Consider the following 26,964-nt stretch of genomic DNA (forward strand, 5'->3'; position numbering starts at 1 on the left):
TAATTGTGCCGATGCACGATATGCCTACGGCACGCTGTGCGAAGGCACTCCTGCAAGTGCCTTAACAAAAGTTCATACAGTGTCGATTACTTTTGTCCGACTACTTATAATTTGAAATAATCGACATCGCACATAATCAGCGATAAGGGCAGACGATCGCGGCAGAGACGCCGCCATTCTTGCGCCAAGTATTCATCGAATCGGCGGCGATTTGCCAGCTGAGTCAAACCATCCAGCGAAGCGAGGCGCAGCAATGTTTGATTTGCCGTTTCTAGTTGTTGATAGAGTTCTGCTTGCTGAATCGCAATCCCCACCTGAGTGGCCAATTGCTTGAGCAGATCGATTTCTAATGGCTGCCATTCTCTGGGATTGCTACAGTGATGGGCAATGAGCAATCCCCATAACTGTTCGCCTTGGAGAATGGGAACGACCAAGTTCGCTCTGACTTGAAATTGGGCCAGTAAATTAAAGTGACACGGCATTAAATTAGCAGCGTTGATATCTGCGATCGCACGAGTGCGACCCTTTTGATAAAGTCGCACCATACTTTCTCCAAAGCAGGGATCTGCGATCGTGGTATTGAGGATTGGCGTCCATTCTGCACCCACAGCTTCTACAACTACAACACCGCTCCAATCTGGGTGGAAGCGATATATAATTACCCGATCTGTTGCGAGAAACTGTCGTACTTCTGTCGCCGTTGTCTTGAGAATTTCGTCGAAACGCAAAGACCTGCGAATACGCTCTGCCATCCTACCAAGCAGCCTTTCTGCTTCCGCTTGCTGCCACAGCGCTTCTTTTGCTCTTTCTTGATAAGTAATATCGCGAAAACTCCACACCCTACCGACGATTTTTTCTCCAATTAGTTGCGGCTGAGTATAGTGTTCAAAAATTTTCCCGTTCTTTAATTCTAGAATGTCATAACCTTTGACTTCGGATTGGTTACTCAATTCTCTAATTCTTTTAGTCATCGTTTCTGGATTTTTCAGCCTATCTATAATAAAATCTAAATATTCTTCATCGTTATGCCCTGCTATAATGGCATCAGTAATTTGCCACATTTGGATAAATTTCTGATTCAGACATACAAGCTTTTTTTTCAAACTAAAAGCGATAATTCCATCAGCTGTTGATTCAAGTGTTGCCCGCAACAAAGAAAGGGTTTTTTCTCTCTCTTCTGCTGTCTGCTTCTGTTCTGTAATATCAATATACGCGATGGCTACCCCATAATTCTCTAGTGGAATAGGAGCAAACTTAAAGCTGATCCAAGTGGCTTCATTTTGGTTTCTTAAAACACAACTTTCTACGGCTGCGGGAGTTTGATTTTCTTGCAATTGGCTAAAGGCCAATTCTTTTAGCAATATTTTTGTGCCATCTTTCTTCAGAATTTGCCAATTGTCAGCATCAATTAACTGCCTATTAAGATTTTCATTGGATGTACCTAAAATCTTTTCGTATGCCTGATTATATTCGATCGTTTTACCCGTTCGATCGGTTAGAGAAATACCGATGGGAAATATATCAAAAATTACTCGGTACTTTTCTTGGCTCTCTCTTAATGCCGCTTCTGCAATTTTGCGTTCCGTAATATCCCGACCTACTGACTGGAAACCGATGATTTTTTTATCGCGATCGAAAATGGCGCGATCGCTCCGCTCTTGCCAGCGAATTTCCCCATTGGGCAGCATCACCCGATGTTCGATCGTTCCAGTTGGCTTATCATAGTTCAAACAACCAATATGATGTTTAATTTTCTGCTTATCTTCATCAGGAACAAAAGCTAAAAAGTGGCTTCCTATCAGCTTTTTTCGGCTCATACCAAAGTAACGGCTATACGCAATATTTACGAAATAAATGATGCCTAAATCTGAAAAGCACCCGATCGTTTCCGTTTGCTTTTCTACTATAGAACGGTAAAATAACTTGCTTTTCCGTAAAGATATTTCTGTCTGCCGACGCGCCGCTATATTGTGTTTAATTTCGCGACTTATCCTCATTAAATTGGCAGTATTTTCCGCCAAATTCTCTTCAAAAATAGAATGATACTTAATTAATTGTTTTTGAATTTTACACATTTCTTTTGATAATGTTTCTTCTGCTTGTCGAGGAATTTCTTCACACACAATAACGATCGATTCATTGGATGTTTTTCCCGTTACTGTGCGACCGCTGATTTTAACTGCTAAAATACTACCGTCTTGGCAAACAAGACGACATTCCCAACTAGCAACCGATAGCGGCTTAACCCTTTGTACCTCCACATTAACAAAGGTAGTAAACTCTAAATTTAGTTGCTCTCTATCTTCCCCATAAACAAAATTGAAAATAGATTTTTTTTGTAACTCTTCAGGAGTATAGCCCAGACGAGAAGCGGCAAACTGATTGACCAGTAAAATTACTGCTGCCGAGTCCAGAATGAAGCTCATACAAGGAAGACACTCATAAAAATTTCGATCCCAATCTGTTTCTGTTTTTGTGGTGTCCATAGCCTCGTCTACAGAGATATGACTTCTAAGCCGACCTTATACCAAGTTGCGTTCAAAGATAGCAGATAGAGAGACAGCCTGGAGCAGAGGGGCAAAAGGGTAAAAAAGTTAGATGTATGAGCGAAACAAGGTATTAATTATGACTTACTTATAAGGAACTTAAGTAAGAAACTTTACGACCTGTTAAAGTTGGGGCACAGAGGGTAGAGGGTCGAGGGATAATTCTCTTTTACCCTACTACCTACTATTTGCTAGCCATAACCAGCCTCAATTATATAATTAGCTGTTCTCCTCATAGTTAAAGGGATAAATAAAACTCATAAATTGGCTCAAATACTTGGCGTATGAGGGATTTCTTATTGCTCCGTTGTCCATCCCCTATGCTCCTAAAACCGGATTTTGCGGCCTAAGTAGAGGAGAGCCTTTTTATGTTTATGTTTTATCATCACACAACTGTACAAAAAGTAACTAATTTAGAGAATAAATTGTCAAAGAAAGTTGATTTTGAATAACGTTAGGCGATCGCACCCCGGACTAAAATGACAGTACAATCGGAACCGCGAGCGATCGCCTCCGGAATGTTCCCTTTAATCGCCTGCTGCAACATCCCCTCCCGACTCGCGCCCAACACGATCGCATCGCATTTCTCCTTTTCGGCCAAATCGATCACCGCTTCTGGCACAGAATTGGCACAAACAGGTGCAGCAACGCAAATACAGCCAACCTTGCGATGGAGAAACTGAGCGGCTTGTTCCAGTTTCCTGGTATTGCGTTGAGTCTTAGACGGCAAAAAAATTTGCGTCAGCCTGATTTCACACTTATCCGATACCGTACATAGGGAAGGTAACAGTTCCACAGCTGCTTGGGCGTTTGGGCCACCCGCCATTGGCAGCAACCACTTGCGGAACTTGTCATTTGTTGGTGTTACCGATGACAGCTGACCGGTGACAAAAGACGACTCGCCCAACTTCACCAGCACCACATCGCAAGCAGCTTGCCGAACGATCGTATCCACAACGCTGCCAAAGATGCGACCGGCGGTAGGCGGAGCTGCATTCCACCCCATGACAATCAAATCTATATGCTCATTTTTAATAGTTTCCAATATCGCTTGAGCGACATCGTGGGCAACTCGCACCTGAGTGTGAACCGGCAACCCCAACTGGCGTCCCAAATTTTCCGCCTGACGCAGCAAACGACGACTTTTGGCAGTTCGCACAGGTGCTTCCGACGGGGAAATGTGGCGCGGCGCGATCGTCACTTGCAAGCACTCTAACTCATAATCTCGATCGCGAGCGATCGCAGCTGCCAATCGCAACAGACTTGGTGCAGTTTGGGGATTAGATAAAGGCACCAACAAACGCCCCTTCCCCACAGCAGGCGATCGCGTTTGATAAGCTACATAAGATACTTCTGGCCCAGAACCTACACCTTTCCCTTCAATCTGGTCTACCTCAGCGCGAATAATATCAGCGCGAGTGATAATGCCGATCAGCTTGCGACCCTCAATTACCGGCAACCGACTCAATTGATAGCGATTGAGCAGATAAAGCACATCTGCCAAAGAAGCCTTGGGCCCAACCGTCACAGGTTGCGGCGTCATAATTTTCGACAGCAGCGCATCCCCAGGTAACTGAAGTTGGTCAATTTTCACCAAATCAGTTTGGGTGACGATACCGACCAACTTGCCATCATCCACCACCGGAAAGCCGCGATGATGAGAGCGGGAAAAAGCTTGTACGGCTTCATCCAGCGTCATTTGACTGCTGAGAGTTTCCACCCGTTGCTGCATCACGTTGCGGGCTTTCAACTCAGTGAGAATTCCGCCCTTGGGGGTTTCTGTGGCCAAATTTATGCCATTCCACTCCAGCAGACGATCGTACAGCGATCTGGGTGCGATCGCTTCTGCAACTAGATAAGAAGTAACAGAAGCAATCATCAACGGTAAAACCAAGTCGAAATTGGTTGTCATTTCAAACACAATTACAATTGCCGTAATCGGCACTTTGGAAACCGCACTGAAAAATGCCCCCATTCCTGCCAAAGCATAAGTAATCGGCGTACCCAATCCCCAAAAATGGCTGGCGAACAATCCCACCAGATAACCCAAAGAAGACCCCAAAATTAAAGAGGGCGCGAACAGCCCTCCCGGTGCGCCAGACCCAAAGGCAATTAAAGTCAAAATATACTGAGCAGTAAAAGCGATCGCCGCCACCTGCCATGTCGCGTTACCGTTGAGGAGGAATTCTCGCAGTCCCGTGTTATCCCGAAAGCCATCTGGCAAAAGTGCGATCGCCAAACCGGAAATTAATCCCGCCAATCCGATTCGCCAAGATAAACTTATACGCAGAGTGCGTTTGTAGAAATTGAGACTAACAAAAATACCCTGACAAAATATTGCTGCCAGCAATCCCGCTAAAACTCCCAAAATCAGATAGCAGGGAATTTCCGGCATCGAAAAACTAACTTGAACGGCGGTAGAATGGAGGTCTGGCCCCGAACTTTGGAAAGAATTGAGATTGAGACTGCTACCGCCCAATATTCGGGAAACTACCGCACCGATAAACGAAGCTAAGATGGCAGTACCCAGGGTGAAGCCAGAAACATCGTGCAAAAGTTCTTCCGCCACAAACAATACACCCGCGATCGGTGCGTTGAAAGCCGCCGCTAAACCCGCACCGGCACCTGCGGCAATCATCTGTTTGCGGTGATCCGGGGAAGTGGGAACCCAGCGACTGAGTTGTCCGGCTAAAGCTGCCCCGATCTGTACGGTTGGCCCCTGCCGCCCCACCGTTAGCCCAGAACCTATGGCGATCGTACTGCTGAGTAACTTAACTGCTGCCACCCGCCAAGAAAGATCCATCGGTACTCCCGCGAGTGCCGCTTTGACATGAGGAATCCCAGACCCGGCAGTTTCCGGTGCGAGGCGTTCTACCAGCAATCCAGCAATTGTACCGAAACAAAGTCCGATCGCGGGAAGTATCAAGTACGGCGGATAATTGGCAGAGATTTGCACCCGCAAAGTGCCCAACCATCCTACGCCAACTTTAAGCAACACCGATGCCAAAGCGGCAACTAAACCGATCAGGCAAGCTTCTGCGATCGCAAGGCGACGTCTGGGGCGCAATATCTGGCGGAGGCGCTTTGGGATGGTAGGATGCCACATAGTTGATGCAAGGATTTTGGATTTTGGATTTTGGATGATTAAGTTGATTTTGGGATTCAACAATTTCTGGTTTTCAAGGCATTTGCCGTTTCAATCTAAAATCTAAAATCTAAAATCTAAAATTAGATTCTTCCGGTTACCGATAAACCTTCCACAATTAGGGACGGCGTGTAACAATTCCCGTTCCACTCGGCATCGCCTCCCAGTGTGAGAATTTGTTTGAGGGCAGTGTAGACATTACCGGCCACCATTGTATCTTTGACTCGACCGACGATTTTTCCTTGCTGTACTCGATAACCTAAATCCACATTCACGGAAAAGTCGCCAGAAATTCCAGGCCCACCTCCCAGTATTTGATCTACGACCAATCCATCATCGATTTGGGCGATTAAATCCAACATCGACCCCGATCCGGGTTCGATCGACAAGTTAAACAAACCGGGGGTGGGGTAGCTTCCCAGTCCGGGACGAATGGCATTCCCGGTAGTACCGCTACCTAAGCGCCGACCGGTGGTGATGTCGGCATAAAAAAGCTGTAAAGTACCGTTTCTAATAAAGGTCAGAGTACGAGTGGGTGTACCTTCATCGTCGAAGGGGCAACTAAATGGCCCTCGATCTGGTTGTTGGGAGAGGGTGAGGATATCGGCAATTACTTTGCAGCTCAAGCGATCGCTCCACGGCGAAGCTCCTTCGACCACCATTTTACCGTTTAAAGCTGCTTGCACGGTGCCCCACAACATATCGGCTGCTTTGGCGGTGAATAACACCGGCACTCTCCCAGTCGGCGGCGCAACGTTCTCTTGCGCCCAATCCAGACGCAGTAAAATTTGTTGTGCCAAGGCAGCTGGATCGAGGCGATCGCGCTGGGTTTGACCGTCTGATACGCTCAAAAAATCATCGCCTCGCACCCATTCTGCCCCTAGATAGCAACTCAGGGTAGTATCCGAGTGCTGGCGATCGAGTCCGTGGGAGTTGACCAAGCGGGTGGTTTCTACTTCGCATTCCCACTCGGCGCTGACCAGCACTTCTGGGTAGGCATCTCGAATGAGGGCGATTGCTTCTTTTCCCCAAGCAACTAACCGATCTACCGATACTGCTTTTCCTTCATCCGGATAGCTTGCGATCGAGTCCGCCACCAGTTCTATCGGTTCGGGTTCGTTAAGATCGGAAAGGGCGATCGCTCTTTCTATCAAAGCTTTCGGTTCCACTGGCCCGTAAGCAACTGCCAATCCCGGACGCCCTTCTTTCCACAATCGCAGTGCCGTTCCCTCTGCTTGGGCGCTTTCGAGTTGTTTGAGTCGATTTGCTTCAAAAAAGACTGGTTTCGATAGCGATCGCGACTGATATACTTCAGCTGCTTCTGCACCCGATTTTGCTGCTAGTTCCAGCAGTTGTTCTGCTAGTGCCTTTGGTTGCAAGTTGTCAGAACCCATAACACGATTTTAGATTTTAGATTTTAAATTTTAGATTGAATCCAGAATCCTAAATCTAAAATTACGCTAGATCGAGATCTTGTAATAACCAAAAACCGGCAAAAGATTCTGCTTGAGGATCGGACTGAACTGCTAAAAAATGCACGTTTTGTGCTTTCTGCTTGGCTTCCTCAAATTTTTTGGCTTCGGCAACCGTAGCGGCATCTTTGATATTAGCGAGAATCCAGCGATCGATCGCACCTGTTTCTAATAGCAATCTCGCTTGCTTACCTGGGTCAAATTTAATGCACGCCAGTTCCAAACCCGATATCCAGGCAGACAAAGGCATCGCTCTAGACGAAAAGAAGATTATACCAGGGATGGGTGTATCCGCAGTTACGCCCCGCGCCTGCAAAGGAAAAGCTTCCTTAAAGCCAATTTCCCATTCGTTCATTTCCGCAAATGCTGACGCTTCCAAAGTCACAAACGCCCACCGCTGTCCGATTAAAGCATCGGGTAAAGGTTGGGGAGGTTGAATTTGGACTTGTACGGAAGGATTGGGGCCAACTGGTGTAAAGCCGGGATAATGGGGATATACTTCCTGCATCCGCTCGTTAAGCCACTGGTTGATGTTAAATGTCCGGCGGCTGGGGTAAGCTGCAATACCCAAATCTTCGCACGCTTTGGTAATCATATTATTCATGGCGATGCGGAAGAAGCGGATTTTTTGGGGAGTTTGTCCGGATTGAGCGATCGCTTCCTCCAATGCCGTCCGCAACCACACCGAGTTTACCCGATCGTTCGGACAGAATTTCGCAAACCGGAACGCAGATTCAGACGAGTCTTTCACATCCAAAGGACTCTCGCAGATCAGCACTTCCCACAATTTTTTCTTGTTCTCGTCGAATATCGGACGCGAATAAAAGTCAATTTCCCAAATAGTACCCATGTCAAACAGTTAGAATTTCGCCATTTTCAATCATACGATTAATTCGGGATAAATATTTGTATTTCAATTGCTATAGATGTAAGACAATTCCTAAATTTCCCCTTTATCTATAGCACCATTCCAGTAGAAATTAATTTACAAAAAGAACGAAATATGTATTGTGAGGCTCACTCGCCCAATTTATAGGGTGGGTTAAGCACGGGTACGCGCTAACGGTATTACTTATCGGGAAATCAACTATTTTTGTGTGTTGTGAAATAATCGTCCGCACCTAAACCAGCCTACAAATTGTTATACCAAATCCGGGTTAATTACTCCCTTTATCTTCTTTCTTCTTTCTTCTTTCTTCCTTCTTCGTTTTCTTCGATCTTCTCGGTTCGTTTACTCCCTTCCCGCCGTAAGATTATCGATCGCAAGTTACTTGTTGTTCTTTTCTCCCCCACTCTCCCGCTCCCCCCTAATGCAATACATATTCTTTGAGCGGAAAGGGAGTAAAAAGGGGTAGCGTTGCCCGGATTTAGTATTAGACATCTCCAGAAAAGGATCTCAAAGGCAGGCAGGATGCCTACCCCACAAGAATTTTTGGAGATATCTATTAGATGGTGGGTTACAGTGCGGGAAACAAACTATTTTTTTGTGTTTTGAAATAATCGTCCGCACGTAACCCATCCTACAAATTGTTAGTATGTTTTTCGGTCTACGGGACTTCGATCGGTATCAGCGCATTTTCCGGCAAATAACTGGAGAAACGATCTCCTTCCGAGAGAACCAAGATCAGCCTGATGGGATAATCTGGTTCAACGTGCAAATCTGCCCAAGGAACTGCCAATTCCAAACAACGGTCTAGGGCGACTTGGGCGCGACTGGGACGGGAATGCCATTGCCAATGTTCGCCAGCTTCTTGGAATAAGACAGAATTAGTCAGTAAGTTAATCCCCAAATGGTGACGGAAAAGGTAATTGAGGGGTGGTTCCTGGGGTAGATTTTGCAGGGGAATGGGACTGGTGGACATAGTGCGATCGGGATAGTACCAAAGTAAATTCAACTCTGGCGGACAACCTTTACCGGGTAGAATGCCACTTTGAAAATCTAACCGCAGATAGAAGTTAAGGTGATCGACGCCGTACCAAATGCGCTGGATCGCACTGCTGCGGTGCATTGTTCCCCTTGCACCACCAATTTCGATCCGACCGGCTTTATCCCAATCTTGTTCGTCGCCGATACCATCAATAATGGGATGAATAAAGCTTTCCGGTCGGTGGTCGCCTCGCGCTTCGTGAACTTCTACCGGTCGCTGCACATTCTCCGGAATTGGTAAGTTCAACGCCTGATAGATAGCAGCTAAATGTTCGCGGAACAGTTGGTCGAAAATGGCATCTTGATTGGAGGAATGTCCTTCGCCAAACCACCAAAACCAGTCGGAACCTTCTGCTGCAAACAAAGCTTCCCAAGCTTCGGGGTTATTTTCTTCAGTTGCTTCTGGATGATTTGCCAGTGTTTGTCGCGCATCTGTGAGGAGTTCCCAAGCGCGATTTTTCGCTGGGTCGCCGATCCAAGTTGTCAGATTACCATCTACCCAAGAACCGGTGTGCAGTTTTTCGGCGGGGATAGTTTCGGTGGGGGGGAATCGATCGATAAATTCCGATACTGTGACCAGCTTCAGTTCTTTGTGCGTGTTTAAAGTCTGATAAAGTGATTCCAGGAATGGTTTGCCGTCTAGTTGGTAATGTTCCCAGCAATTTTCGCCATCTAGGGCAATGGTAACCAGCCAGGGTTTTTGCAAGGCTGTACCGCCACCTTGACAGTATTTCAGAGAACGGGCGATCGCTTCCAAATGGCCCACCAGATCCGTTGCCGCTTTTTTCGGTTCCATCGACCCGTAGGTAAAGCCGATCAAATCTGACAAGCGGTGGTCGCGAAACACAATTGCCAAGTCACCAGCCGGTGTTTGCAAGCGATAGGGACGGTAAAGAAACTCCGGTTCCGTCACATTACCAGACCCATCGCGGTGGAAAAAGTGCTTGATGCTATTGCCCAATATCGCTTCATCGGAAACTAGCCATTTAAATCCCTGCTTGGCAACGTAGGGCAAAATTTTTGGCCCAACCGCTTGTTCCGAAGGCCACAATCCGCGAGGTTCGCATCCGAAGCGTTCTCGATAAAAATCCCAGGCTTTTTGTAAATGCCTGGGAATATCTTCCTCCCACTGGAAGCGACGCTGGGGTAAATTCATGTTGGGTACCGCCACTCGTCCGGCATTTGTATCGGCAAGCAAAGGTAAGATGGGGTGAGTGTAGGGCGTGGTGGTAACTTCTAACTGTCCGGCGGCTTGCATCTGACGGTGTTGGGGAACGATGCGGCGCATGATTTCTTGCTGTTTAGCATAAATCTGTTCGCGATCGCCTAAATTAAAACCTTTCCCCTTTTTCAACCATTGTGCAATTTGCGGGTCATCCCAAAACAAAGGGTCAATCCAAGCGAGATTGTGCCAAGCTAATAAATCGCTGTAGTCTTGCGGAATCCAATTTTCTTGACACCACGATCGTCCTTTTTCCTGTCGTTGTTCGTAAAGTTGGGCGTAGCGAGGGTTAGGATCGATGAGGGTGTGGTGATTGGCATCAAAAAAATGCTCGATGATGAATAATTTCTGTGCTTCGGTCAGCTCTTCTGTCGGTAAAAGCGATACTGCCAGGTAAGGATCGATCGCCTTTCCAGCAATATACTCTTCTAATTGCAGAATTAGAGAGGGAACCAGGTTCACTGTTTGATGCAGCTTGGGATAGCGTTCCAGCAGCAATACTAAATCCAGGTAATCTTTAGTAGCGTGCAGACGCACCCAAGGCAAATGGTATTCACCCATTTTAGGCACCAATTCCGTGGGATCTGCCAGAAATTCCCTGCTGCGACTCTTGTACAACGGTTGGTGCTGATGCCAGATGAAAGCGATGTAGAGGGGATGGGACATAAGGATTTTAGATTTTAGATTTTAGATTTTAGATTTTGGATAATCGGTTATTAATCCAAAATCTAAAATCGAAAATTACATGACCTGTTCGACTTCGGCAATTTCCGGGATCATTTCGCGCAGACGGCGCTCAATGCCCATTCTCAGGGTCATGGTGGAACTAGGGCAAGAACCGCAAGCACCTTGCAGTCGCAGTTTGACGACAGGGCCATCTAATTCGACCACTTCCACATTGCCGCCATCCGACATCAAGTAAGGGCGCAATTCATCCAAAACGGTTTCGACGTTTTCAATTGTGAGTTCCATCGTTTGAGACCTCCTTTACTTGCAGAATATTTCTTGGAGTTGCAGCTATGTCGATCCTAGTCCACTCAAGGATAAAAAATTTAACAAATATAGCTAGGGGATAGGGGCTAGGGAGGAGACAGAGGGAGAGGGAAGAGGAAAAAGGGAAGAGGGAAAAGGGAAAACATTTATTCTATCGCTCCCCCACTCCCCCACTCCCCCACTCCCCCACTCCCCCACTCCCTAGCCCCTAGCCCCGACGCCCTAGCTATAAGTAGCTAGACAACAGCCGGTGAGAGGAGTTTGACGTTAGAGAAATTGAACTCTGTGGTCGTTTGCTTGCCGTTATCGTTGGCATGAATGACTTGACGAGTCATGATATAATAATCGCCAATTTTTTCGTAGGTATCCTCAAATTCGAGTTCTTTGGCAAGTTCACCAGTTTGAGCGTTGCGAAAGACAGCATCGTAGCGGGTGGAAACGTAGCCTTCGCTTGTGTCGAGGCTTTGATGGGTGTTGATGGTGAAAGCTAATCTACCCATTACCCGGCTGACTTGACAAATTTCCGTGCCTCTGATTTTGTAGTTCGAGCCCATTGCGTCGCCTTTGACGAGAATTTCGATCGCGCCTGTCGAGTCTGACTCGCCTACGCTAAACTGATTCTTGCCATGCGCTTGCTCAAAAGACGATCGTTTGCGGTGAGTCACTATATCTCTGAGTTGGGTGTAGATGCTCTGTTGTACTTCATCGTCTTCTACTCCCGTGACTTCAACGCTGAGGTCGCTATTAATGCGAATATTAGCAGTGTAAGCTTCATCACCTTGCTTGAGTTCGACATCCGCACTGTAGCCGGGAAACTTGCTGTCCCAGGTATAACGGTTTTCGTAAGCGGCTCGAAATAAATCGCTAGCACTCGTTTGCACAGTCACAGAAATCTCCTTGCAAGAATACTCTTTCCAGTTTATAGCAATCAAAAATTTTGGGAGATCTCGCAGACTTCTCAAAAAAGTTGGATATCGGAACTACTATATCCTGCCTGCTGTTGAATCAATTTGTGAATTAACTCAAACTGGTAGTTGTTTGCTAGGTCTGCAATAGCCCTGGCTATTTCGGCATTTTCTGGGGGAATTTGCTCGATTAACTTCAAGATATTATTGTCGTCACATCCAAGCGCGGCTTCATTTATTAGTTTTAGCAACTCTGTTGGTAATACGTTTAAATCTTCAGCGTTTAACTGAAAATTTGTGAACGAATTATTTGAAGCGTAAGCTGTTTGTTTTGATGGATTTGATCCGTCTTCATATAGATATTTTACACCTAAAAAATTGCCAATATTATCAAGCAAATGCTCTTGGTTAAATGGCTTACAAATAAAGTCATCGCACCCGCAATCTAAAATCATTTTTCGCTCTGTCTCGAAGGCGCTGGCTGTTAAGGCGATAATCGCAGTGGCTTTACCTTTAACAGTGCTTTTAATCTTTTGAGTAGCTACATAGCCATTCATCACCGACATTTGCATATCCATGCAAATCAGGTGCGGTTCCCAACTCTTCCAGAGTTCGATCGCCTCTTGTCCATTTTCGGCTTCTTTGACAGCAAAACCTATTGAAGTTAAGAGAGTCACCAGCAAAAGACGGCTCTCTGCAACATCATCAACCACCAAAATTCTATAAGTCGGTTGTGCTGGTGCTAAACCAATTACTTTACCTTTAGTTTCAGTATTTGGAATATTACAGAGATCGGGAATAGTAACGGGAATTTCAAATGCAAATATACTTCCCAAACCAACAGTACTGATGACTTTAATATCTCCTCCCATCAGTTGTACGAACTTGCGGCTAATCGGTAAACCCAATCCAGTTCCTTGCTGAAATTTTCGACCTATTTGTGTTTGTTCAAATGGTGCGAATAACTTGTCGATTTCGCCAGGGGCAATACCTGGGCCAGAGTCTTCTATTTCAAAATAAAGTCGATCCTTGTTACTGGTTGATTGTTCGTTTTCAGTTGTCGTTCGTGATGAGCGATTAATTTTCACCCGCAAACTTACATAGCCTTTTTGTGTGAATTTGATTGCGTTACCTAAAATGTTAATTAATACTTGGCGTAACTTACGTTCATCAATTTTAACTAATTTGGGTATGTCTGAAGCGCAATCAAAAATTAACTGCAATCCCTGGGATTGAGCTTTCAACCCAAACATATCCTTTATGCTGTCCAGCAGGTTAAATAAGTCAAAGTAGTTTTCATTCAAAGAGGTTATACCCGCTTCAATTTTGGACATTTCGAGAATGTCGTTAATCAGAGAGAGAAGGTGTTCGCCAGAGCGATTAATAATTTGGAGGTATTCTTGTTGCTGGCTTTTGAGGGAATAATCGCGAGCCAGCACCTGGCTGAAACCGAGAATGGCATTAAGAGGAGTACGCAATTCGTGGCTCATGGAAGCCAGAAATTCGCTCTTGGCGCGGTTAGCTGCATCTGCTGCCAATACAGCTTTTTGGAGTGTTTCTTCTACTTTTTTGCGATCGGTAATATCTTTAATTGTAGCAACGACAAAAAACTCTCCATCATCTCGTTGGAAGATGCCTCGCGTTACATCAACAATGACTTCCGCTCCGTCTTTACGATAAACTGTGAATTCTGCTTGATGATAATTTTGGTTATTTTTAATAAATTCTTGGTATTGTTGGAGTATCGTTGCCTTTGACTCAGCATCCAAATGGGAAAAATGCACGTTAGTAAATGGTTTCCCAATCAGTTCGGCTGGCTCAAATCCAAATAGTTTGGTGTAGGCTGGATTGACTTCTACTAAACATCCATTGAAATCGGTCAAACAAATTGCCACAGGGGCTGAATTTAAAATCGATCGCTTGAGGTTTTCGCTATTTCTCAACTGAATTTCAATTTGTCGCCGTTCGCGAATCTCTTCTTGGAGTAAAGCATTTTGTCTTGCCAGATCCTGAGACAGTTTACAGATTTTCAGTTGATTCTCGACTCGCGCCAGCACTTCTTCTAATTCAAAAGGCTTGGTGATGTAATCAACTCCACCTAAAGAAAAAGCTTTCACCTTATCGAATACTTCCCCTTTCGCGCTGATAAAAATAATCGGGATGTGGCTAGTTGCTACATCAGCTTTTAATTGGGTGCAAACTTCATACCCATCCGGTTTTGGCATCATAATGTCAAGCAATATCAGATCCGGAGGGTTTTCTTGGGCTGATTTGATAGCCAAGCTGCCATCTCGCGCCAGTCTAACGCGATAGCCGCGATCGCCCAAAAAGCCGCCCAACAAGCGTAGGTTATCTGGGGTATCGTCAACTACTAAAATATTAGCTGGGATATGCAATTGAGAAATGCTCATTTTTAAGTTTACTTCTGTAATTTTGCTTCTCCGATTAAATCTAATATAGTAGAATGATTGAAATCATTTATCAAAGCCTTCAGCGCTTCAGCTAAAGCTCGATCGTGAGTTGAAATTTCCTCAATAATGCTCTCCATCAAAATTGAGTCAAGGCTAATGGTGGCTTGTTCTAGACGCAGCATGAATTCGATCGGCAAAGCGGCAAGAGCAGCCGGAATCTGAATGTTAAAGTCAAGCTCGGTTGAGGTAGCGCCCAATCCGGACTCGTCATAGATATATCGCACCCCAAGGTATCTACTTATTATCTCAAAAATGTCTCTTTCTGTGAAGGGTTTGGGGATAAATTCATCGTAGCCTGCGCGTCGCGCAGTTTCTCTGTCTGTCTCGAAGCTACTGGCGCTGACGGCTACAATTTTGACACTTTTTAAATTTCCGTGTTTGACTTTCTCATGTTCCTGCGCTCTGATTTGTTGAACAGCTAAGTAGCCATTCATAACTGGCATATAGACATCCATAAAAATAAGTTCTGGTTGCCAGTTTTGCCATATTTGAACAGCTTCCATACCGTTGCTCGCTACTCGGACTGAAAAACCCAATTCTTGCAACATTTCAGCAAGTAATTGCCGATTTTCGGCTCGATCGTCTGCAATTAAAATGCGATAACTGGGTTGGTTGGGTGCTAAAGTAATAACTCGACTTGCAATTTTAGAAGTTTCCCGATTAGGGATTGCATCTGGCAGACACTGAATGTAAAACTTGCAATTTGTACCTTTGTTAATTTCACTTTCTACTGTCATTTCTCCACCCATCATTTGCACGAAATGCCGACTGATCGGTAATCCCAAACCAGTTCCACCTTGGACTTGCTGTCCGCTTTTAGTTTGCACGAATGGTTGAAATATACTGGCTAATTCATGGGCAGCAACGCCACAGCCAGTGTCGGAAACTTCAAAGTGAAGTACCAGTTTTTTATTAAAAATAGGGTTTTGTTTCGGTTCTACTGACAATCGCAGAAATACGCTACCTGACGAGGTAAATTTAAAGGCATTACTGAGTAAATTAATCAACACTTGGCGCAACTTTATTTCATCAGTAAGCACCGTTTGCGGAATATCAGCACTCCATTCGATTTTAAAATACAATCTTTTTTCTTGCGCTTTGATATAAAACATATCTCGCAAGTCATTGAGTAGAGCGATAACATCAAAAGCAGTTTCGTTGAGGGAGATCCGTCCGGATTCGATTTTCGCCATATCCAGCACATCATTAATGAGACTGAGTAAGTGTTCCCCACTGCGGTAAATGATGCGAGTTTTTTCTTGGTGTTCTGGGAGTAAAGTCGAGCTGCGGAGCATTAATTGGGCAAAACCGAGAATGGCATTAAGAGGCGATCGCAATTCGTGGCTCATGTTAGCCAAAAAGGTGCTTTTGGCTTGCGAAGCTGCTTCGGCTGCTTCTTTTGCTTGTTGCAGTTCTATTTCTATTCGTTTGCGTTCGGCAATTTCGCGCTGCAATTGTTGATTGGAGTCGGTTAATTCCGCTGTGCGTTCGGCTACTTGAATTTCTAAGGTGCGATTGTATTGAGCTAATAAATTCTCGGCTTGTTTGCGTTCGCTGATATCAGTAAAAGCGGCGATCGCATAGACTACTTGACCTGTGCGATCGTAAATAGGAGTTGCCCAGACTTCCAAGGGAATAATTCTATCGGGACGATAAACTTCCATATCATCAATTGTACTGCTTTCTCCCGCTAAAGCTTTGACAATTGGCAGCTTTTCTGTCGGATATGGCAGTTCGGTTCCACTGAGATAAACTCGATAAGTATGTGCCAATTGCTCTGTTTTAGTTTCTGGTAAATAGTCCATCTCTAATATTTGTCTCGCCCTCTGATTTGCATAAGTCGCATTTCCGGTTGGATCGTGAACTGATACACCTACTGGCAATCCTTCTAAAAACTGAGTGAGGCGGTTCTCGCTATCTCGCAGTGCAGCAAAATATTCTTCCAGTTGCTCTGCCATTTTATTAAAAGACTCTGCCAATTGTCCCACTTCATCAGAGCGTTTGATTTCTAATGTTTTATGCCATTCACCCTTAGCAATTTCCTTCGCAGCAGTATTCAAGCGCAAAATTGGGTTGGTAATCCAAGCAGCGGTAAAAATACCGATTCCTGTAGCTAAGATAAAGGCGGCTATACACAGCAGAATAGTCGTCTGGTTGTTGGCATTAATTTGCTGCATAAAGTCGGCTTCTGGCAAGACTACCACAATCAGCCAATCCAAACCAAACGCATCTTTGAAGGGAGTTACTTGTGCGAACTCGCGCTTGCCTTCTATTTCAAATTCAAGTTCTTTTGAGGTATTAATATCCGTCAAGTTGCCAAATTGAGAAATTAAATGCTGTGCTGTAGCTCGAATTAATGGGTTTTTCATTTCCACGCCGTGGAGTCGTTTCTTATCTTTGCCATCTGCATCAGTAACGAAGGGAAGTTCGGAGCTTGAAGAAGCTACTATCATTCCCGATCGCTCGATAATAAATGCTTCTCCGTGAATACCGATTCTCAAACTTTTCAGAAAATTATTGATGGCGGCAAGAGATAGATCGCTCGATAAAATACCTTGGAGCTTACCTGTTTCATCATAGAGGGGATAGCTAGCAGAAATTCCCAAACCTCTAGAAGTAGGAACATAGATATAAATAGGGCCCCATGTCGGTTTACCTACGGTGATAGCCGTTTGATAAAAAGGTCGTTCTCTGGCATCATATTGTGGTTGATTGACCAATAATTTTTGGCGGTTACCTTGGCTATCTACGCTGTAAACGCGAAGACGACCTTTCGTAAAATTTTCTGTGGATGCAACTGTAAGTCCTCTCTCATCGTTACCGACGGAGACGAGTCCGCCCTGGGGGTTGCTGAAATAAGTTCTACTTAGTGAATTAAAGACTTGAATTTGTTTTAAAAAATGACGTTGTAAGACTTGAGGATTATTTATATCTAACTGACCGAGACGGATCGCATTAGCGTTAGTTAAATTAATCGGATGAGGTGTTCTTAGGTAAGTGCTAATGCGATCGAAAGTGCGCTCGCTAATTTCCCTCCGCAATTGGGAAGCAACATCGTTGACTGCCTGTTGCCCATTTTTAAAAGAGAGATACCCAACTAACCCCACAGCCCCAACGATTTGTACAACAAATGGGACAATCAGGATAGTTCGCAGGGTAGCCTTGCCAGAAACTTTGCTAACGACGCTATTTAGAGTATGAATTGGCATGGCGGAGAGAGGGTTATGCTATTGATTCTCATCTGGATTGAACCACACGGAGGGGGATAAGCAATTTTATTCAGATGATAAGCTCAATTATCCACGAAAGCATTTTGGGAATTTACTTGTTGCGAATTTTTTGCACTTTTAACTTGGCAGGCAGTCAACTGTTTCGCGGTTTTACCATCTAAAAGTTCATCTTTCATTTTTCTTTTTTCGTATCATTTCAGCTAGATTGCAAGTACAAGATAACATCAGTATCTAGTTATTTAAAATCCGGTTGAGGTATTGCAAAATCGCCACAACGATAACTACGCTGAAAGCCAATCCCAACCAAAAACTGTTTGCGGCTATTGACGATCGATCCATCGCCCAGCCACCCAAGGGAGGGCCAACAGCGTATCCAACTGCCCAGCACAAAGAGTTGATGGAAAGGTAGAGACCGCGCCGGGACTCCGGTGCAATGTCGGCAACGAAGGCAGATGCGGAAGGTGTATAAAAGACGATCGCGATCGCTGTTACTCCCATCGCCAATATGGCCCAAGTTAATTGCCCAGCAGGTGCAACGCCAGTCACCCAGATCAAACTGAATCCCACCGCCCACAATAAAGCGGAAACAGTTAAAGCGTGGGGATGGCTAAATCGCCTCAAGAGGCGGGAGATCGGAATCAGACACAAAGTTGCGAGGATCGTGTGCCAGGTAAACAAAGCGCTGATAGTTATGGTGGCAAATCCTACTTTTGAGTTACCCACCGGTACAAACTTGCTGAAGTACAGGGGAATGGTGCTGTGCAGTTGGGAAACGTAAGTTGTGAAGATGATATTGCCTAGAACAAAGATAACAAGGCGACGATCGCGCAATGCTGTTTCCCAGTTGCCCAGTTTTTCCCTATGGTGTTCCGTTGGTTTGTAAGTTTCTGCGATCGCAAAATAAATAACCGCAAAGAAGACGACAAAAGATATCGCATCAATCACAAACAACGCCCGATAAGCGCCTGTTGTACCGATCAACATTCCGCCCAGAATAATGCCTACTCCCAAACCGAAATTATCTGCAAATCGCACAATCGCGAAAGCTTCTTGACGATGTTCGGGCTGTGTTAAATCTGCTACTGCGGCTTCCGTTGCCGGCCAATACAAACCCATACCCAAACCCATCAGTAAGTTAGCGACAACAAAAGTGGAAAAATTATCGCTGAGCGCCATTACTAAAGATGCGATCGCCGAAATAGCTGCCGAGAGCAATAAAGTACGCCGACGACCCCAGAAGCGGGAATCGGCAAAAGACCCTCCCAGTAAGCGCCCCAGAACACCAGAAATCGAGGCGCTACCCAAACCGATGCCTACTTGGGTCGCCGATAAATTCACTAAATTAGCAAAAAAGATCGGTGCATAAAACAGGGTAAAACCCGATCCAACTTCCGAGAGGAACCTACCTACCGCCAGAATCCCCACTTGCGGATTTAGTCCGGGTAACCAACGCCATTGGGATATATTTAAAAATTTCATTTGCGCTTAAATCAATACAAAAATCGCAGCGTTTACCTGGGACTGCATAAGTATAACTGAGTCAGAAATAATATCGGCTATCTAGCAGTTAAAAGTTTGCCCAAAAGCCATGAATTTACTGATGTTTAGTTCCATTCGCGCATCATCCTTGTCTTGGGAATAGTTACGCTTGTAGGCCAGATCGCTCCTCTTGTCCAAAGTTACACTTGGGGATCGGCTGGGAGCGATCGCTCCAGGGCAAAAAGCAGCAGAAATTTATTAGCGCTAAGGAAAAAACGATCGCGATCGAAATGCTCTCGCACAACTCAGAAGCGTTCAGCAGTAAGGGAATTGGCAGGTGGAACAACAAAGGGTTTTACTTCGTCCCGTGAAGCCACTAAGAGGAAATGCCTAAGTAGCGATCGGAAGAGTAATATTTACCAAATTCTGATATCGTATTAGGTTATACCTATTTTCTGCAAACCTCGATTTCTACTGGCACCAAGTCGATTGGCTAAAGTCATGAACCCTATTTACCGAACGATCGCAATTTTAGGAATCGCCACTGCACTGGGTAGCATCTCTCCTGTTGTTCAGGCTCAGTCAAAGCCAAGCCAGTCTCCTTCAGGAAAGCCAACCCAGGCTGAGTCTAAGCCAGCTCGCAACAGCGAGTCAAACCCAGCGGAAGCTCAGTCCAAGCCAACCCAACAGGAATCAACAACGCCAGCGGAGGCGGAAGGAACAACACCAGCCAAACCTGAATCTAAGCCAAACCGCACACAATCAACGCCAGCGGAGGCGGAAGGAACAACACCAGTTAAACCTGAGTCTAAGCCGAACTCCACAGAGTCAACGCCATCGGAGGCGGAAGAAACAACACCAGCTCAACCCGAACCAAGGTCAACTCCGAATAACTCCACAACGCCACCCAGTACAGAGTCAACGCCAACAACTAGACCGGAAACGGAAATGAGTGCGGTGGACTTGTACAACCGGGGGATTGAAAAGGCGAGACAAGGGGATTACAAAGGAGCGATCCAAGATTACACTCAAGCATTAAAACTCAATCCCGAATTGGCTCAAGCTTATGTAAATCGCGGTTACGCTCGCTATTTCTTGAAGGATTTTCAAGGCGCGATCGAGGACAGCACTGAGGCAATTAGGCTCGATCCCAATAACCCCAAAGCCTATATCAATCGGGGGAACGCTCGCGATGATATGAAAGATCATCAAGGAGCGGTTGAAGATTACAACCAAGCAGTGCGCCTCGATCCCAATGACGATAAAGCTTACTACAATCGAGGTATTGCCTACAACAAACTGCAAAAACATCAGGAAGCGCTCCAAGATTACAGTCGCGCCATCCAACTGAGACCAGATTTTGCGGAAGCTTTCTTCAATCGGGGTGTTACTTACTACAATTTGAAAAATTCTCAAGCAGCACTTAGGGACTTCCAGAAAGCAGCCGATCTGTTTCGCGAACAAGGAAATACACAAGCTGTCCAATCCACTCAAGACGCAATCAGAACGATTCAGCAGACACGAACTTGAAATTAACCATGAGTTATAAGTTATGAGTTTTGAGTAGAAAATACTTTTTAATTGCCAACTCAAAACTTATAACTTAAATTTTTAATTATAAGGTTAAAGACAAACAAACAAAAGAATGTCGATCCAAAAGGGTATTTCGGGTCTAAGTTCTATGGTAGAAAATGTTTGTATATGTTACAGATAGGTGGGATGGTGGGTTACGGCACGGAAACTTAATTATTAGTTGAAAGTGTTGAACCGATCGCCCGTGCTTAACCCACCCTACGATTAAATAAGTTTTGACGATCACCACAACAACGGGAGAGCCGCCGATATTTTATTTTGACTTTTGACTTTTATAACCACTAGCGCCTAATCCCTAATCATGAAATTTTTGTTTGTAACCGATCTGGATAACACTCTTGTGGGTGACGACGAAGCACTGGAAAAACTAAACCAGTTGTTGAGTCAGCATCGTCAAGAACACGGCACAAAAATAGTCTACGCTACAGGTCGTTCTCTTGCGCTGTACCGAGAACTTTTAACCGAAAAGCAACTATTAGAACCGGATGCTTTAATTGCAGCAGTGGGAACTGAAATCTATTACAAATATAGTGCAGACAGTCAAGACGAACCCGATCCAATTTGGTCGGCACAACTTTCTGTAGGCTGGAACCGCGATGTGGTGGTAGCTACTGGTGCTAATTTTGCCGATATCGTACCTCAACCAGCATCTGAACAGCGACCTTTTAAGGTTAGTTATTTTGTGACGGAACGAGCCGCAGAGGAAGTGATACCCCGCTTAGAATCGTTGCTGAAAGAACGGGGTGTAGACGCACAGTCGATCTACAGCGGGAACAAAGACTTAGATATTTTACCTCGCAATAGCAATAAAGGTTTGGCAGTACAGTTTCTGCGCGAGCAGTGGGGAATAGAAGCTACCCGAACAGTGGTGTGCGGTGACTCTGGAAATGATATCGCTTTATTTAGTATAGGGGAACCAAGAGGGATTATTGTAGGAAATGCCCAACCAGAACTCCGCCGATGGCTGAAAGCTAATCCAGCTGACTATCGGTATTTAGCAAAGGCAGCTTGTGCTGGTGGAATTTTGGAAGGTTTGTACCACTTCGGCTTTTTGTTATGATTAGCTATCTCAAAGGAACGATCACAGGCTTTCACAAAAGTAGCAGCGATCGCGTTACCCTCATTCTGGAAGTTAACCAAATCGGTTACGAATTGCAAATCCCGCCGCGTTTGGCAGAAAAGTTGCCCTCACCTGGGGAAGATGCACAAGTTTTTACTGACTTGCAAGTGCGGGAAGATCGGATGATTCTATATGGTTTTGCTTCCGCAGCAGAACGAGATTTGTTTCGCCAACTGACAAATGTGAATGGTATCGGTGCAGCTTTGGCGATCGCACTTTTAGACACCTTGGGACTCGAAGATTTGGTGCAAGCGATCGTCACCGGCAATATCCGCGCCCTAGCAAAAGCACGCGGCGTCGGTAACAAAACCGCCGAACGCATTGCCCTAGAACTAAAAACCAAACTCGCAGAATGGCGGCATTTCGCTGGTGTAGCCAGTTCTAACGCAACTGGCCCTTCTGGGGCAATTATTGAAGATGTAGAAATGACCTTACTGGCGTTAGGTTATACCAGCAGCGAGGTAGTACAGGCACTGAAGGCGGTCAGCGAAGACCCGCTGATGGCAAAAGCTAAAGAGGCGGAAGATTGGATTCGAGCTGCGATCGCCTGGTTGAGTAAGTAATATAAGATGCTTCGGAATTGCTTCTCAAAATTGTAAATATTACTTCAACGCTATGCCTGCGGACTGATCTGTTATAAGCAAGTTTATTTCCACAGAACGATTCAATAGCTGAGTTAAAAATAGCAGAATACTGTTGTAGCCCTAATATTACCAAAAGTCCGATATGACAAGCACAAAAGTTAATTCTTCTCAAAAAATCCAAGAAGAGAAGAAAAACGCTGTCCCTGCCCAAAAAACTCATAACCAAAGTCAAAAAAATCATAAAACAAGTACGATTGAATTTACTTTATTTGCACCTTATAACAAAGGAGCCGCGTTAATCGGGACTTTTTCCGATTGGAAAGAAATCCCGATGCAAAAAGGTGAAGATGGTTATTTCCGCACCCAAGTTGAATTGGAAGATGGCGTTTACGAATATAAATTGCGCGTGCAATCCAAAAGCTGGTTTTTTGAACCAGACCAATGGGTAGATATCATCGACCCTTACGCAACAGATGTTGATGAAAGCAAAGGAGTTGGCACGGTAACAATCAAAGACGGCAAACGAATTGTCGATACCTACGTTTGGAAACACGACGACAAACCGTTACCTGCCGATCGCGAATTAGTCATCTACGAATTGCACGTTGCCGACTTCTCCGGCGGCGAACCCGATCGCTACGTTCGTGGCAAATACAAACACGTTGTTGAAAAGTTAGATTATCTCTGCGAACTCGGCATCAACGCCATTGAACTGATGCCAGTTAAAGAATATCCCGGCGATTATAGTTGGGGCTATAATCCTCGTTATTTCTTTGCCACAGAAACAAGTTACGGCACAACCGACGAATTAAAAAATCTGATTGACGAGTGCCACGCACGCGGCATTCGGGTGATCATGGACGGGATTTATAACCACTCGGAAGCATCTTGTCCGCTCACTCAAATCGATCACGATTATTGGTATCACCATGCGCCCCGCGATCCCGATAATAACTGGGGGCCGGAATTTAACTACGAACATTACGACGAAAATTTAGGCGTTAAACCCGCGTGGCAATTTATCGGCGAGACGGTGCGTTTTTGGATTCAGGAATATCATATTGATGGCATTCGTTACGATGCTGCACGGCAAATGGCCAACTACGATTTCATGCACTGGATCGTTGAAGAAGCGAAAAAAACAGCAGGGTCGAAACCGTTTTACAACATTGCCGAACACATCCCAGAAACGCCCAGCATCACCAATTTTGACGGGCCTATGGATGGTTGTTGGCACGATAGTTACCGTTTCTGTCTGATCGAACACATCTGCGGCGATACGTTTGATTTGGAGCGTTTGAAAGATGCGATCGACTGCAAGCGCCAAGGCTTCATGGGGGCTACCAACGTAGTTAATTATCTCAGCAACCACGACCAAAAGCGCGTTATGGTGGAGTTGGCCAACCGCACCATTTTTGATGGCGAAGCTTTTAAACGTGCTAAGTTGGGAGCCGCCATATTAATGACATCTGTCGGCGTGCCAATGCTGTGGATGGGAGAAGAGTTTGGTGACTACAAACCCAAAACGATCGATCCCACAAAAATCGAATGGGCGCTGTTAGGAAATGACCTCAATAGCGGTTTGTTTGAATACTACAAAGGCTTGATTAATTTGCGGAAAAACAATCATGCCCTTTACACCGAAAACATTGATTTCTTCCATGAAAATGCTGAGGCAAAGGTATTAGCCTACACGCGCTGGAATGGTGAAGGTTCCCGTGTAGTCGTCGTCGCCAATTTCTCAGATAACTATCTGGCTGGATACACCGTTCCTAACTTCCCTGCCGATGGCAAATGGCACGAATGGACTTACGACCACGATGTTGAGTCTGGCAGCGGTCAAATCATCATCGATTTACCGGAGTACGAAGCAAAAGTTTTCGTTTGGCAATAGTCAAGTTTCCTCTTGCTTTGTGTAGGGTGGGCACTGCCCACCCTTTTTTTTACCGCCGATGAGAACAGATATATTTGCTAACTTTTCGCCAAGTACAATAGATATATTTATAACCGCAGATGAGAACAGATAAACGCAGATAAACGCAGATGTATTTGCTAACTTTTTGCCAAACACATAGATATAATCGCTAGTATCGTTTACGTAAAAAATTTGCGATCGTATCTGCGTTTATCTGCGTGCATCTTTCTACATCTGCGGTTAAATTTAACTCATGATTCCAAGCAAACTGAGATATTAAACAAAGCTATGTTGTTGCGCTAAGTAGGAAACAGCGCAACAACATACTTAAGTTATCGGCAATCTGTGTTGGTGTAATATCTGAATTAACCTACAGAATCGTCCCAATTTCCTTCAGATAAACCCGCGTAAATGGTTCGCCTTCTCCCAAGGAGTATTGTTCTATCAAACCTTTGCGCCGAATGGAAACGCTGTTTCCTTCCTTGACAACTACAGTAGCGTCTTCGATAATATCCCCCGTTAGCATCATCTCTGTTTCTGTGGGATTATTCAGAACTACCATGTTGCTGCCGTGGTAAAACATACCATCTCTTTCCAGCACGTCTTCTGTGTATTCAGCAATCAGTAAATCCAGTTTGGGATTACGCAATAAGCTTTGGACATTGGTGTTGTAATCCTTGTGCAAGATTTTTTGCGATCGATTCACAAAAACTGCTTCTCGACAAACAGCACCTATCGTCCAGTCGGGGTGTTGCAACAGGATATGGTCAATAGTTTCTTGCAGTTCTGCAACTGAAATTTGGTTGAAAGTAATAATCGGTATCCTCGCATCTGCACCAGACTTAAAGAAGGTTTCTAAAATCGACGACGGCACATCGACGCTTTCACCGATGGCAGGGTTAAGGTGCATAAAAATCCCCGGTGCGGCATTAATTTCCAGGATGCCGAAGTTACCCGATTTCCAAGATTCAGAGAGATTGGGAGAAATGACATCTATCCCCAGACAAGTAAGCTTAAAGTGCTGTGCGATATCTTGCGCCAAAATAATGTTATCTGGGTGAACGGTGCGCGTTGCATCTATACTCAAACCACCAGCAGAAAGATTGGCGACTTTGCGAAGATAAACGGTGCGTCCTGACTCAATTACGCTGTCCATTGATAAGTTTTGTTCGGACAGATACTGTTCCATTGCGTCGTCGCACTGAATTTTACTCATCGCCGAAGTAGGGGTGTCCAAACGGGCAGGTTTGCGATTTTCGCGCCCGATTAATTCACGAATAGTTGAGTACCCATCACCTACAACTGATGCGGGACGGCGTTCGGTAGCGGCGACAAATCTGCCGTTAACGCAGAGGATGCGGAAATCTGCACCTTTGATGCTTTTTTCGACAATTATTGAGATTGATTGTTCTTCTGGAATTGCTTTGAGCGCCCTGCCAAAAGCTTGTTGTAATTCTTCTTCGTTTCGCACCGCAGCTGTTACCCCTATGCCTTTGTGACCGGCTACAGGTTTAACTGCTACTGGATAGCCAATTTCTGCGGCGGCGGCTTTTGCTTCTCCAAGGGAGACAACTACATCGCCTTTAGGAACGGGAAAACCTAATGTACTCAAAAAAGCTTTGCAGTCATCTTTGCGGGTGGTAAAGTCGGAATCGAGATGGCTATCGTTATCAAATGTTGTGGCTACGCCGCGAATTAGTTTTTTGCCGTAGCCGTATTGCATGAGTCCTTCATCCCACAGATAAAAGGTGGGAATTCCTTTGCCGCAGGCTGTGCGTAATAAAGCGTAGACTGTGGGGCCACCATAAACGCTGTGTCGGAATGTGTCTTGAAGATTGCGAATGCGATCGTCTAAACCAAAATCTTCCTTTTGATTAATTGCTTCAAACCAGTCCCAAACGGTATAAACTATTGCCCGACTTGTACGTGCGTGCAGTGCTTGCACCGCAATTCTGAAAAAGTTGGGATGCTGTTTCAGATTCCAACGGTTGAGGTGCAAACCCATGTCGAGTTTTCCCAGTTCTGAAAGTGTGCGGGCGAAGAGATGGGCATGGGTTTCGTATGTCTCATCGCGCAACTGTGGGTAGCGATCGCCAATCACTGACAAATATTCCTCTATGGGTTGAGGCGACAAATACCCGGTGAGGGTAAAATCTAATACTACTGCCCCCGTCTCTAAATATGGGTTCGGCCCCATGTAATGTTTGATGTTGTAAATATCGAAGGCGTCTGTCTTCCTGGCGTTAATGCGTACTGTATCGATAATTTGTTCTCGCACCATTGATTATCTCCGCAAAGCTAAACTCCCTGCAAATTTAATTTCTGTACGTGGCTAAAAAATCCATTTTTTGCTGTCATCTTC

15 protein-coding genes are annotated in these 26,964 nt (G+C 45.1%); 4 read left to right on the plus strand and 11 right to left on the minus strand.

Going from position 1 to position 26,964, the window contains the following annotated elements; translation table 11 throughout:
* Positions 1 to 104 precede the first annotated feature (104 nt).
* From H6G03_RS23355 to H6G03_RS23400, 10 genes are all read right to left on the minus strand, one after another.
* The gene (locus H6G03_RS23355; RefSeq protein ID WP_190469291.1) at positions 105 to 2,486 is read right to left on the minus strand and encodes a PAS domain S-box protein; all 2,382 of its coding nucleotides are present in this window, start codon (positions 2,484 to 2,486) and stop codon (positions 105 to 107) included.
* A gap of 514 nt (positions 2,487 to 3,000) precedes the next feature.
* Positions 3,001 to 5,652 (minus strand): chloride channel protein, encoded by a 2,652-nt coding sequence (locus H6G03_RS23360; protein ID WP_190469295.1) that lies wholly within the window; start codon positions 5,650 to 5,652, stop codon positions 3,001 to 3,003.
* Positions 5,653 to 5,774: 122 nt separating this feature from the next.
* Positions 5,775 to 7,085, minus strand: coding sequence for a TldD/PmbA family protein (locus H6G03_RS23365; protein WP_190469297.1), 1,311 nt, complete (start codon positions 7,083 to 7,085; stop codon positions 5,775 to 5,777).
* 61 nt (positions 7,086 to 7,146) lie between these two features.
* Positions 7,147 to 8,013, minus strand: coding sequence for a Tab2/Atab2 family RNA-binding protein (locus tag H6G03_RS23370; RefSeq protein WP_190469300.1), 867 nt, complete (start codon positions 8,011 to 8,013; stop codon positions 7,147 to 7,149).
* A gap of 697 nt (positions 8,014 to 8,710) precedes the next feature.
* Positions 8,711 to 10,978 carry a glycoside hydrolase gene (locus tag H6G03_RS23375; protein ID WP_190469303.1) on the minus strand — a complete coding sequence of 756 codons (2,268 nt, stop codon included), beginning with the start codon at positions 10,976 to 10,978 and terminating at the stop codon, positions 8,711 to 8,713.
* 75 nt (positions 10,979 to 11,053) lie between these two features.
* Positions 11,054 to 11,284, minus strand: coding sequence for a NifU family protein (locus H6G03_RS23380; protein ID WP_190469306.1), 231 nt, complete (start codon positions 11,282 to 11,284; stop codon positions 11,054 to 11,056).
* 257 nt (positions 11,285 to 11,541) lie between these two features.
* A complete protein-coding gene (locus H6G03_RS23385) occupies positions 11,542 to 12,192 on the minus strand; it encodes a DUF3386 domain-containing protein (protein ID WP_190469309.1) in 651 nt (216 codons plus the stop codon).
* Between the two features lie 71 nt (positions 12,193 to 12,263).
* A complete protein-coding gene (locus tag H6G03_RS23390; protein WP_190469311.1) occupies positions 12,264 to 14,621 on the minus strand; it encodes a response regulator in 2,358 nt (785 codons plus the stop codon).
* An 8-nt stretch (positions 14,622 to 14,629) separates the two neighbouring features.
* Positions 14,630 to 17,890 (minus strand): ATP-binding protein, encoded by a 3,261-nt coding sequence (locus tag H6G03_RS23395; RefSeq protein WP_190469314.1) that lies wholly within the window; start codon positions 17,888 to 17,890, stop codon positions 14,630 to 14,632.
* A 252-nt stretch (positions 17,891 to 18,142) separates the two neighbouring features.
* Positions 18,143 to 19,390: an MFS transporter gene (locus tag H6G03_RS23400; RefSeq protein WP_190469318.1), complete on the minus strand. Its 1,248-nt coding sequence runs from the start codon at positions 19,388 to 19,390 to the stop codon at positions 18,143 to 18,145.
* A gap of 501 nt (positions 19,391 to 19,891) precedes the next feature.
* On the opposite strand from H6G03_RS23400, the gene H6G03_RS23405 reads away from it, so the two are divergent.
* The 4 genes from H6G03_RS23405 (at position 19,892) to H6G03_RS23420 (ending at position 24,581) form a co-directional block, all read left to right on the plus strand.
* Entirely contained in the window at positions 19,892 to 20,920 is a 1,029-nt protein-coding gene (locus H6G03_RS23405) for a tetratricopeptide repeat protein (RefSeq protein ID WP_190469321.1), read from the plus strand.
* Positions 20,921 to 21,281: 361 nt separating this feature from the next.
* Positions 21,282 to 22,043 carry a sucrose-phosphate phosphatase gene (locus tag H6G03_RS23410; protein WP_190469372.1) on the plus strand — a complete coding sequence of 254 codons (762 nt, stop codon included), beginning with the start codon at positions 21,282 to 21,284 and terminating at the stop codon, positions 22,041 to 22,043.
* Entirely contained in the window at positions 22,040 to 22,666 is a 627-nt protein-coding gene (ruvA, locus tag H6G03_RS23415) for a Holliday junction branch migration protein RuvA (RefSeq protein WP_190469324.1), read from the plus strand. Before H6G03_RS23410 ends, ruvA begins: the two co-directional genes overlap by 4 nt.
* 163 nt (positions 22,667 to 22,829) lie before the next feature.
* The gene (locus tag H6G03_RS23420) at positions 22,830 to 24,581 is read left to right on the plus strand and encodes an alpha-amylase family glycosyl hydrolase (protein ID WP_190469327.1); all 1,752 of its coding nucleotides are present in this window, start codon (positions 22,830 to 22,832) and stop codon (positions 24,579 to 24,581) included.
* Between the two features lie 391 nt (positions 24,582 to 24,972).
* On the opposite strand, the gene H6G03_RS23425 is transcribed toward H6G03_RS23420, so the two are convergent.
* Positions 24,973 to 26,883, minus strand: coding sequence for an ATP-binding protein (locus H6G03_RS23425; RefSeq protein WP_190469330.1), 1,911 nt, complete (start codon positions 26,881 to 26,883; stop codon positions 24,973 to 24,975).
* Positions 26,884 to 26,964 lie beyond the last annotated feature (81 nt).

This window comes from Aerosakkonema funiforme FACHB-1375 (genome assembly GCF_014696265.1).
GTDB classification, from domain to species: Bacteria; Cyanobacteriota; Cyanobacteriia; order Cyanobacteriales; family Aerosakkonemataceae; genus Aerosakkonema; species Aerosakkonema funiforme_A.

Bases quoted from the DNA above. Each gene is read 5' to 3' on its own strand.
- H6G03_RS23370 (WP_190469300.1), bottom strand. From the start codon at position 8,013: ATGGGTACTATTTGGGAAATTGACTTTTATTCGCGTCCGATATTCGAC.
- H6G03_RS23395 (WP_190469314.1), bottom strand. From the start codon at position 17,890: ATGCCAATTCATACTCTAAATAGCGTCGTTAGCAAAGTTTCTGGCAAG.
- H6G03_RS23405 (WP_190469321.1), top strand. From the start codon at position 19,892: ATGAACCCTATTTACCGAACGATCGCAATTTTAGGAATCGCCACTGCA.
- H6G03_RS23425 (WP_190469330.1), bottom strand. From the start codon at position 26,883: ATGGTGCGAGAACAAATTATCGATACAGTACGCATTAACGCCAGGAAG.
- H6G03_RS23400 (WP_190469318.1), bottom strand. From the start codon at position 19,390: ATGAAATTTTTAAATATATCCCAATGGCGTTGGTTACCCGGACTAAAT.
- H6G03_RS23380 (WP_190469306.1), bottom strand. From the start codon at position 11,284: ATGGAACTCACAATTGAAAACGTCGAAACCGTTTTGGATGAATTGCGC.
- H6G03_RS23365 (WP_190469297.1), bottom strand. From the start codon at position 7,085: ATGGGTTCTGACAACTTGCAACCAAAGGCACTAGCAGAACAACTGCTG.
- H6G03_RS23420 (WP_190469327.1), top strand. From the start codon at position 22,830: ATGACAAGCACAAAAGTTAATTCTTCTCAAAAAATCCAAGAAGAGAAG.
- H6G03_RS23375 (WP_190469303.1), bottom strand. From the start codon at position 10,978: ATGTCCCATCCCCTCTACATCGCTTTCATCTGGCATCAGCACCAACCG.
- H6G03_RS23390 (WP_190469311.1), bottom strand. From the start codon at position 14,621: ATGAGCATTTCTCAATTGCATATCCCAGCTAATATTTTAGTAGTTGAC.
- H6G03_RS23355 (WP_190469291.1), bottom strand. From the start codon at position 2,486: ATGGACACCACAAAAACAGAAACAGATTGGGATCGAAATTTTTATGAG.
- H6G03_RS23360 (WP_190469295.1), bottom strand. From the start codon at position 5,652: ATGTGGCATCCTACCATCCCAAAGCGCCTCCGCCAGATATTGCGCCCC.
- ruvA (WP_190469324.1), top strand. From the start codon at position 22,040: ATGATTAGCTATCTCAAAGGAACGATCACAGGCTTTCACAAAAGTAGC.